Here is a 9,112-nt window from a genome sequence, read left to right on the forward strand (position 1 = left end):
GTGCCGGCCCCGGTGATACCGGTTTAATTACCGTCAAAGGATTGCACTGTATTCAATCTGCGGATGTCATTGTGCATGACCGTCTGGTCAATCCTGAACTGATTGCTCAGGCACCAGACCACTGTGAGATAATTAATGTCGGGAAAGAATATGATCACCACCCTATTCCACAGGCAGAGATTAATCAGATTCTGGTCAGGCAGGCACAGGCAGGCAAGCAGGTTGTACGCCTCAAAGGCGGCGATCCCTACGTTTTCGGCCGCGGCGGGGAAGAAGCCGAAGTGCTGGTACAACATGGCATAAAATTTGAAATCGTGCCGGGGATCAGCTCTGCCATTGGTGGATTGGCTTATGCCGGTATTCCTGTCACCCACCGCCATTACGCATCGGGCTTTCATGTTGTCACAGGCCATACTTCTCAGGGCAATGAGCAACAGAACTGGCAAAGGCTCGCCCAACTGGAAGGGACCCTGATTATTCTCATGGGGATGACCCGCTTGGCGGAGATCTGCCAACAATTGGTGCAATATGGCAAATCCCCCGCCACACCGGCTGCGGTGATCATGCACGCCAGCCATCCCAAGCAGGAGAGCGTGACAGGCACCCTCGAAACGCTGGCGTTAAAAGCGGAAGAGAGGGATCTGCATGCACCCGCGCTGATTGTGATCGGTGATGTCGTTAATTTGGCCACAACACTCTCTTTTTCCCCGACATGGGAGAAAGTATCATGAGTGAACATGGTGGCGATATCATTGGCATTGCCCTGCAACAGGGTCTGCCCGCCAACGGGCTTATTGATTTCAGTGCCAATATCAATCCGTTAGGCGCGCCGGAGCGGGTTAAGACGTTGATCAAAAACAGTCTTGCCGATATCGAAAAATACCCCGATGTGGAGTATCGCCACCTGCATCAGGCCATCGCCAACGCCCATCAATGTGATAGCACGGCGGTGATAGCAGGCAATGGTGCAACCGAACTGATCTATGCCCTCATCCGTTATCTCAATCCCAAACGAGCTTTGCTGCTTACTCCCGGATTTGCCGAATATCGACGCGCTTTACAGCAAACTGGCACCGAGATTATCGACTATCCATTAACCGAAGAAAACGGATTTCAACCGGATTTACGCCTGCTGGATGCGCTTTCCACTGTTCAACCCGATTGTGTGTTTATCGCCACGCCCAATAACCCCACCGGCTTAATGCCGGATAACCGGTTTATGCAATCACTGGTGGCCTATTGTGAGAGACAGGGGATCTCACTGATTGTCGATGAATCCTTTATTGATTTTTTACCGGATAACCGGGGCGTGCTCCCTCAATGTGCGGCCACGAAACACCTTTATGTCTTGCGCTCCATGACAAAATTCTTCGCCATTCCTGGCCTGCGTTTGGGCTATTTGGTCAGCGGGAATATCGCGGGGATTGCAGAGATGAAATATCGACGTGAACCGTGGTCAATTAATGCCTTTGCTGCGCGGGTGGGTGAGATTTTGTTTGATGAGCATGACTATATTGCGGCGACACATCAATGGCTGCAATCACAGCAGCAGTATCTATGGACTCAGCTTTCCGCCTTCCCTGCGCTGACGGTCTGGCCGCCATCGGCTAATTTTCTGTTCTTCCGCTGCCATAAACCCAACGTTGATTTGTGGCAGGCTTTGCTGAAACAACGGTTGCTAATTCGCCATTGTAAAAATTATGCCGGATTAGACCCGCGTTACTACCGCATAGCCGTGCGCAGTGAGTGGGAAAATCAGCGCCTGATCGCAGCCATGCAGCAGGTTCTTACCGATGGCTGAAGCCGCTTGCCCTGCTGCCTGCGGAGAACTTCTGCAAGGATGGCTGTTGGGGGGAGAAAAGTTAATCTCCTGCCCAATCAATTGGTTTAGTCGTGTTTCCGTCAGTGAAGGCGTTCCCATTCCCGATGAACGACCACGGATGCGCCAGATGGTCAATTTATTGCTGGATTACTGGCAGGAGCCACCGGAGTGGGCGGCTGGCTTGCGTATTGAATACCAATCGACCATTCCGCTCGCCAAAGGCATGGCCGGCAGCACAGCGGATATTGCCGCGACCGCCCAAGCCACCGCCAGATTATTGGGTAAATCGCTGAACAGCGCAGAACTGGCACAGCTTTGTGTCAAACTGGAGCCGACTGACAGTACAATATTCAGGCCATTAACCCTATTTGATCATCTCACTGCCCAGACGCAAATTTCCTTCGATTGGCAGCCGGATATCGATATTTTACTGCTGGAAAGCCCGCAAACCATTTTGACGGAAAAGTACCATCAGCAGGATCATCATCGGCAATTATTGGACACTGCGTCCCTGCTCCAACGGGCATGGCAGCAATTTCTCACGGCAAACCAACGGCATGATCATTATCGTCTGGGGGAAGCCTGTACCTTAAGTGCGATTGCCAGCCAATCGATACTGCCGAAACCCTGTTTTGATCAACTGCGGGATGTGGTCGAACAAACGGGTATCTATGGCCTGAACGTTGCCCATAGCGGCAGTGTCGTTGGCCTGTTATTCCATTCACATCACCATGACATAAATGACCTGCGCTGGTGGCTGCATCAAAAAAAGATTTCTGGGCACTATCCGAACATTCATCATGTGAAACTGATTGCGGGGGGAGTTCGCTGAAATCTATACATTTCTTCACATTTCTTTTATTTTAGCTGCCGCTTGTGATGATCAGGGCACTGTTTTGATCCAACCAGAAAAAGACGTGAACTTAGGCACCCGGATGCAGTAATTTTTAAGTCGGTAATTATAGGAATACCATGAGAACACAAAAAAGATGTATGGGTTACGTTGCTATCGTTGTAGATGATTACGACAAGGCCATTGATTACTACACCAATAAATTAGGATTTACGCTGGTGGAAGATACCCCCCAACCGGGTAAAAGATGGGTTGTTGTCACCCCGAACCCGGAGAGTGATTGCAATTTATTACTGGCAAGGGCATCTAACGAAAGACAGGAAGCGTTTATCGGTAATCAATGTGGTGGCAGAGTCTTCCTATTCCTGCAATCTGACGACTTTTGGCGTGATTATCACAAAATGAAAGAAAATGGTGTCCATTTCTGTCAAGAACCTCGTCAGGAGGAATATGGTATGGTTGTGGTTTTTGAAGATATTTATGGTAACCGTTGGGATTTATACCAGAATACAATTGGTTAGTGACCCTCTATAAATATTACTGTTAGCCCAATTATATTGGGCTATCTAATACATTATCAATCATACCTAATTACTGATGATATTGTTTCACTGGAGTATATAAATATTAAATCAAATTGCCATTTTTTATATTTTACGCCCCCCTTAAACCTGCTTAGAATACCCACCGAAATCACACTCGCACGATTTTTTAGATTTTATTTATTAAATCAACTTAAATTTCACAGGAGTATATCTTATGATTACAATCAATATCAGTGGTGGTTCAGTGACCATTAATAACACTTATAATATAACATCAGAATCTGGCATTCAAAATACCCCCGCCTCAGAACCTCTCACGGTCATTCCTTATAGAGATATGACAATAGAGCCATACTCTTCTATTGAGGCAACAAGAACTGACACCCCTATTATTCCTGAAACACGCCCTAATTACTATATTGCCAACTCCGGCCCTGCCTCATCCGTCAGGGCTGTGTTTTATTGGTCGCATTCTTTCACATCACAATGGTTCGAATCTGCTTCTATCACAGTGAAAGCAGGGGAAGACGGTATATTACCCTCACCAAGCAATGCACTATATTACAGTAAGGTTGTCATTTATAACGAGACAGATAAGCGAGCGTTTGTGACTGGATACAATAAATAATGATAGGAACATATCATCTATAACCCATAAATTTTAAATTCGTCCTTAAGGTAAAAAATAACATCATGAATAATACATCTATAAATATCAATGAAAATGAAATATTACCTTTAAAAACCCCAGAATTAATGCCTGACCCTCTATTAATGGTTCCTTATGCAGTTTCTACCCCTGGTTATGAATGGGATGCCTCAGCAATAATAAAAGATGCCATTATTGGGGGTATAGGATTTATTCCCGGCCCGGGTCCGGCAATGTCTTTTCTGTTAGGGCTATTTTGGCCTCAACAGGCAGACAATACTTGGGAACAGATTCTGCAAAAAGTCGAGCAGATGATAGAGGATGCCAGGGCGAGAGCACGAACGTTTTTCGACCTTAATTTGTATGCAACACAGTCAATTATAGGGCGAATATCACTCAATTCGGTCTTGTTAAAGTATCAATCAGTGTTTTATTTGCACGGATCGTTCAAAAAACAGGCTTTCATGCTCTCGCCCTGTAGAGGATGCCATGTTAAAAACCATTCAAGGTATATTGAATGGCGATATACAAGAAATTAAAGGGAAAATGGAACATGTCCAATACATGTTAGAAACTTCACCAGGCAGTCAAGAGAGCCATGACGCCTATATGTTTCTGGCGAGATATCTGGTGAGTATAGATGAAAAATTCAAGTCTTTTGATAATAAAACAAATTACCAAATTCTCCCGATGTATACCAACACACTCATGTTACAGGTTCCTTATTGGAAAATGGGCATAGAGAAGCAAAAAGATATTGGTTTAACCGATATAGAAGTGAATGAATTAAAACAGCTTATTGATACATTATATACCAAGGCCAATAGCTATATTCATGCAATGTATACTCGTGAATACAACGATGCAATCAACACCTCAACCGCAACAAGTATCACCAACAATTTATTGTCTGTCAGAGGATATTGTTTGTTACACGGTTTAGAGTGTCTTGAAATGATTGAGCATATACAAAAGAATAGCCTTGAAAGTGGTTTCTATCCTAAAACCATCAGTTATTCTACCGTATTTGATCGTCCGACTAACAAAATGCGAATTCAGGCGCTGACGGAAGACGACCAAATGCAGGAGCCTTTCAAGCCATCTTTAATCGACGGCAAATACAATCAAATAAAATCATTGATTGGATATGTCCGTCGAATTGGCAATGCCCCCAGAGTGGGGGGGATGACAATCACATTTGCCAACGGTTCATCTTACACACTCGGCACAGTGACATCAGAAACGACGTCAATTGAGCTAAATGGCAGTGTTATCGAAAGCCTGGAAGTCTGGGGGGATGGTGCGGTTGATGAGGCATTATTTACGTTAAATGATAAACGTCTATTCCGTATCGGTGAGCGCTACGCCAGAAAATACAGGAAATATGCGGTTGATTGTCACTATATTGCAGGACTTTATTTAGCCAGTGATGAGCCTTCACTTGCTGGTCAAGCCGCAGGTATTGCCGTTTCATACCATATGCTGGATGACAAGAAATAATACTTGGCGAATAGAATTTAAGCCGTTAGATTAGCAGTAAAGTGTGCCCCGGCCATATAGCCAATGATGTGGCTGGGGTATTTTAAACAAAAGTCAGTCATCGCATCAGGGTTGACCTTTATCGCTATGATTTTGCTATATAACCATTAACAACACATTAATGTTATTCATAATTATCAACCTTCATCGTTTCATCACGCCTCAGTTTTACCTCGCCATAGAAATCAATTAATCATCAAAACCAAACATATGTTTGTGAGTTTCACAAAACAACATAACACTTTGTTTTTAAAATAATTAAAACAGGATAAAATATAGTTTACTGACTTGACCTCTTTAATCATCTAATTTTAATTAATTTTTTAGCATAATATTCGAGATGTGCATCACATTTTTATGTAATTTTCAGCTCTAATCAATCTTACGATCATATTCTCATAATAAGAAAGAAATATAAAAATAGTCTTTACTGTTTGCCAGACATGAAATAAAACATCAGTGCAAAAAAACAATCAGGGGTGTGATATGTCAAAAAGGGAAAGCCAGATATTGCAACTGCTAAAGCGTGATCCTTTCATTCAGCAACAAGAAATTGCTGATATCCTCGGCATCAGTCGCTCATGTGTTGCAGGACATATTATGAACCTGAGTAAAAAAGGTTATATTAAAGGCAAGGGGTATATTTTATCTAACGATGTTTATACTGTCACCATTGGTGCAGCCAATATAGACTTAACAAGCTATACCTCTGCCAAACTTATTTATGAAGATTCCAACCCAGGGAAAATCATTTCAACACCAGGGGGCGTCGGTAGGAATATTGCTCAGAACATTGCCTTATTAAAAAATGAAAGTTATTTAATTTCTGTTATTGGTGATGATTCATATGGAAAGACATTATTTGAGCAAACAAAATCAGCCGCTGTTAACGTTAAATATCTATATAAATTAGAAGGAGAAAAAACATCAATTTGCAATTCTATTATTGACGAAAATGGGAAGTGTATCGTGGCGGTTAATGATATGTGCATTCTGGAAAAGCTAACACCGGATTTATTATCTCAATCTAAATCTTTAATCCAACATGCGAGCGTGTTAGTGGTTGACTGTAACTTAACGGAAGAAGCCTTGGAGTGGTTATTTAATAATACCGATACTGTTCCCATTTTTGTTGATACCGTTTCCCGCTCCAAGGCATCCAAAATCCGCCATCTGCTATCCCATATTCATACCTTAAAACCCAATCGCGCTGAAGCGGAAATCCTGAGTGGAATCAAAATTGAAACTCAAGAGGATGCCGCTGATGCTGCACATTGGTTTCACCAACATGGCGTCCAACGCTTAATTCTGAGCATGGATGCAGAAGGTGTTTACTACAGTGAAAGAGATAATACATCAGGATGGTCAAGTGCAATCAGCACCAATATCATTAATACCAATGGTGCCGGCGACGCTATGATGGCAGGTCTTATACATTGCTGGTTAGAAGGCATGGAACTGAAAGAAAGCGTCCGCTTTGCACAACAGTGTTCAGCACTGACATTATCTTCGGAAAATATTGAGATATTTCCCAGGCATCGTTTGTATTTTTGAAATCAATATAGACTTTTCGCCTTTCAAATAGTGGTTGTAACTCCAAGGTAGACATTGGGTTATCTGTCCGGTGATATCTGCTTCCAAAAGTTCGAAAATTGTACAACATTATGATGCTCTCCCTTTCAGGCTACGGGAGTTTTATTTTGCCGCCCGAAAGCAATCTTGACAGGCGACGGATCGTTTTTTATAGAAAAAGATATTAACGGTCAGGCATAGGGGGTCAAACCGTTGTATTCCTGCCATCCTTATTTTTGCCTGAATTCCCATGCAAATTCCGCCGATAGGCCGATATTCCACCAAAACCAGACAAAAATTGGATTTAATTATTTGATTAATCTCACTGATGAATGTGTACAATTATAGACCTAATGCCTTCTATAAATTCAGTACCATTCCGATCCCTGATAGGTAAAAACCTAAGTGAAATTCAATGAAAAACAACAAGGAATCGCTGTACCTGCAAGAGCGCGCTTACCTGCGGGAGCTGGCGCAGCGCGTAGCAAAAGCGTCGCCCCATTTAACGGATTTTCTGGTAACAGCCCGTGACCCGGATATTGAACGCCTCTTTGAAGCGTTTGCGCTGCTGGTTTCCAACTTACGGGACAAACTGGAGGATGATTTTCCCGAAATTACCCACGGCATTCTGTCCCGTATCTGGCCGTTAGCATTATGTCCGATTCCTCCCACCACGATAGTGCAATTTTTCCCCACCGATGGCGAACATCAGGGCGCTGCTGATATACCCAAAAGCACTTCCGTTTCTGCGCAGGTGGACGGGCAGTTACTCAGTTTCAAAACCTGCCGCCCTTTGCATATTGAGCCTTTGGTTGTGCAGGATCGCACGGTGAAAAAAACCGGTACCCACAGCGAAATCATCCTGACACTTTGCCAGACGGGAAGTGTCTCACCGGTTTGGAAGAGCGGGACGCTCTCTTTTTTTCTCGGCACGGATACCGAACGCGCGGCACAGCTCAGCCTGTGGCTGGATCAGCATATCTGTGAAATGCGCCTGAGGGCACAGGGTGAACAGCGCAGGCTGAACTGCTTTCCTTATGGCTGGCATGATTTACTGGATAATCCCATCCTGCCGATGGGAAAAAGCCCCTATACCGGCCTGCAAACGCTGGTGGAATATTATGCACTGCCCCAGCTTTACCATTTTATGACGGTGGATATCAGTGACAGTTGCCGGACAGTGCCATTAAATCCCGACGGCACGTTTGAGCTGATTTTTCGTTTTGAAGGCGAACTGCCGCTGGATGATGTCGGTGATGCTTTTATGCTGGGCTGTGTTCCGGCCATTCATCTGGAAAACCGGCTCAGCCCGCCCATTCCGCTGAGTGCCGGCAATAACGCTTATCCCCTGCCGCTGGGCGAGGCGGTAAAACTGTTCCGGTTACGGGATATTCAGGCGGTTCAGCAGCCCGAGGAGGATGCACAACGGGGCACGCCTTACCGCTATCTGCCGATAGAGCAGTTTACACCCGCCAAGGATCTGCTGGCCGGAGAAGAACCGGATTATTTCTATTACCAGCTTCGTACCGAACGTGATTTGCTGGATCGCATTCAGCACTCGTTGCATTTTTTTGACCTGACGGGCAAACCGGCTAATCACCTGCCTGAACTCACTGTCGCCTGCAATTTCACCGGCTACCACGAACCCGCAATGGCACTGGCGCAGGGCGCTATCACGGTGATGCAGGAAGGTGCGCCTTCTCATCTTAGCGTACACAATATCTCGCCGGTCACGGCAGATTACCCGCCGATGTTGCAGGATAATTCCGGCTGGCCGCTGCTTTCCTGCCTCGCCAGTCCGCCTGTTTTATTGTTTACCACCGAAGGAATGCCGCATTTTCTCCGCCTGTTTGACTATTATGCCGAATTTAATCGCCCCCTGAGCCGCCATATCCAGCGGCATATCGACGGCATTATGCAGGTGGAAGAGAGCCTGATCGACCGGTTGAAACTGGGCCGCCCTATTCGCGGGCGTCTGTTGTCACTGACCCTGAATCCCGACTGCTACGCGGATCCGGGGGAAATGTACCGTTTCTGCCGGTTAATTCATGCAGCAATGGCCTGTTTTGTCAGCCAGTCCACCTTCGTCAAGCTGGATGTATCTACTCAGAACCAAAAAGTTCTTTGGGAAT

The 9,112-nt window shown here is 45.0% G+C and carries 9 protein-coding genes; all 9 read left to right on the plus strand.

Going from position 1 to position 9,112, the window contains the following annotated elements; all coding sequences use genetic code 11:
• Window positions 1-731, plus strand: a 731-nt coding sequence (gene cobA, locus PSI17_RS14870; RefSeq protein WP_273552718.1) for a uroporphyrinogen-III C-methyltransferase, incomplete at its 5' end; no start/stop codon positions are given.
• A complete protein-coding gene (gene cobD / locus PSI17_RS14875) occupies window positions 728-1,801 on the plus strand; it encodes a threonine-phosphate decarboxylase CobD (RefSeq protein ID WP_273552719.1) in 1,074 nt (357 codons plus the stop codon). The genes cobA and cobD, both read left to right, overlap by 4 nt.
• Entirely contained in the window at window positions 1,794-2,654 is an 861-nt protein-coding gene (locus PSI17_RS14880) for a GHMP family kinase ATP-binding protein (protein WP_273552720.1), read from the plus strand. Before cobD ends, PSI17_RS14880 begins: the two co-directional genes overlap by 8 nt.
• Window positions 2,655-2,794: 140 nt before the next feature.
• Window positions 2,795-3,196, plus strand: a complete 402-nt coding sequence (locus PSI17_RS14885; RefSeq protein WP_273552721.1) for a VOC family protein — start codon at window positions 2,795-2,797, stop codon at window positions 3,194-3,196.
• Between the two features lie 238 nt (window positions 3,197-3,434).
• Window positions 3,435-3,848 (plus strand): JHE-like toxin PirA, encoded by a 414-nt coding sequence (locus PSI17_RS14890; protein WP_273552722.1) that lies wholly within the window; start codon window positions 3,435-3,437, stop codon window positions 3,846-3,848.
• A gap of 65 nt (window positions 3,849-3,913) precedes the next feature.
• A complete protein-coding gene (locus tag PSI17_RS14895) occupies window positions 3,914-4,408 on the plus strand; it encodes a hypothetical protein (RefSeq protein WP_273552723.1) in 495 nt (164 codons plus the stop codon).
• On the plus strand, window positions 4,359-5,369 hold the full coding sequence (locus tag PSI17_RS14900; RefSeq protein WP_273552724.1) for a toxin PirB: 1,011 nt from the start codon (window positions 4,359-4,361) through the stop codon (window positions 5,367-5,369). The genes PSI17_RS14895 and PSI17_RS14900 overlap by 50 nt, the downstream gene beginning before the upstream one ends.
• 525 nt (window positions 5,370-5,894) lie before the next feature.
• A complete protein-coding gene (locus PSI17_RS14905; RefSeq protein WP_273552725.1) occupies window positions 5,895-6,962 on the plus strand; it encodes a PfkB family carbohydrate kinase in 1,068 nt (355 codons plus the stop codon).
• 433 nt (window positions 6,963-7,395) lie between these two features.
• Window positions 7,396-9,112: type VI secretion system baseplate subunit TssF (locus tag PSI17_RS14910; RefSeq protein WP_273552726.1), on the plus strand; the 1,717-nt coding region annotated here is incomplete at its 3' end.

This window comes from Xenorhabdus sp. IM139775, assembly GCF_028598745.1.
GTDB lineage: Bacteria > Pseudomonadota > Gammaproteobacteria > Enterobacterales > Enterobacteriaceae > Xenorhabdus.